Annotated in this window: 1 pseudogene; it reads left to right on the top strand. The window is 71.9% G+C overall.

Features of this window, described 5'->3' with window-relative positions:
- Positions 1 to 351 precede the first annotated feature (351 nt).
- Positions 352 to 1,295 (top strand): annotated as a pseudogene (locus ACIO9K_RS37880) (hypothetical protein); the annotation flags it as partial.

The raw sequence follows: 1,295 nt of genomic DNA on the forward strand, positions 1-1,295 counted from the left end.
CAGACCGCCAAGATCTCCCGGATCTCGACGAGCCAGGACGTGCTCCAGCGGGCCGGATCCACTTCCGGGTGGGTGTCCACCGGCCCGGACGACAGCGAGTTGGGCCGGTGGCTCGTCAACGGTGAGCTGCCCGAACCCGGCGGGCGACTGGAAACCACCCTCCAGAACGCGGGCGGGCAGTACCTGCAGGGAGCCGGCGGCACGGCGTGGCAGTGGGCCTCGGTCTCCGACACGCCCCGGCTGTGGACGATCGAACGGCTGAAGGAGAACGTAGCGGCCGTCCGGATCAAGACCGAGGGCGGAAAGTGGTGCCTGACCGCCAAGGAGGGCTGGGGCGCGCTCTCGCCGTGCATGACGCAGGGAGAGGTGGCCGCGAGCCAGCTGTGGAAGATCGACACCTCGACCGTCAAGATCACCCCGCGCCCCCTGCCCATCGACCGGGCGGGCCCCCTCAAGTCCGCCAAGGACGACCTCGTCGCCGACGTGGACAACGCGAACCCCGCGCCGGGCACCCGGGTGAAGGCGCTCGCCGCCAAGGGCAACGCGGCCCAGAAGTGGTGGACCCGCGCCACGCCCGAGGGGTGGCAGGTCGTCAGCGCCCTGGACGGCGGGCCCGTCCTGGCCCATGACACCGGCCGGCACGAGGCGCGGCTGGCCAAGGACGACGGCGGGAGCGCGGGCCAGGTCTGGCAGGCCGAGGACGCCGGGAGCGGATGGACGCGGCTGCGCAACGGCGGCCTGTGCCTGACGGCCGGCGGCCCGGACGAGACGCTCGCCCTCAAGGACTGCGCGTTCGACAATCCCGGGCAGCGGTGGCGGTCCACCGGCTTCACCCCGGACAAGCCGCAGGAGGTCGGTGACGCCGGCTCCCCCTTCGACGACTCCCCGGACGGCCGGGGGACGAAACCCGCGTCCTCGGGCGACTGCCGCCCCGAGGGCATGACGCCCACCACGGGCGTCGCGGCCCGCTACTGCGACGTCTACGACAACGGCGGCCGGGAGTGGGTCGGCAACGACCGCACCCGGCGCACGGTGGGGTACTTCACCGGCTGGCGCTCCGGGGACAAGGGCGACCCCGCGTACCTGGTCTCCAACATCCCCTGGTCGAAGGTCACGCACGTCAACTACGCCTTCGCCCGCGTCGAGAACAACCGGATCTCCGTCGGTGACCCCGGCGACCCGAAGAACCCGGCCACCGGTATGACCTGGGACGGCGACCGGAACGCCATGGACCCGTCCCTGCCGTACAAGGGGCACTTCAACCTGCTGAACACGTACAAGAAGAAGCACCCGGC

This window comes from Kitasatospora sp. NPDC087271, assembly GCF_044744605.1.
GTDB lineage: Bacteria > Actinomycetota > Actinomycetes > Streptomycetales > Streptomycetaceae > Kitasatospora.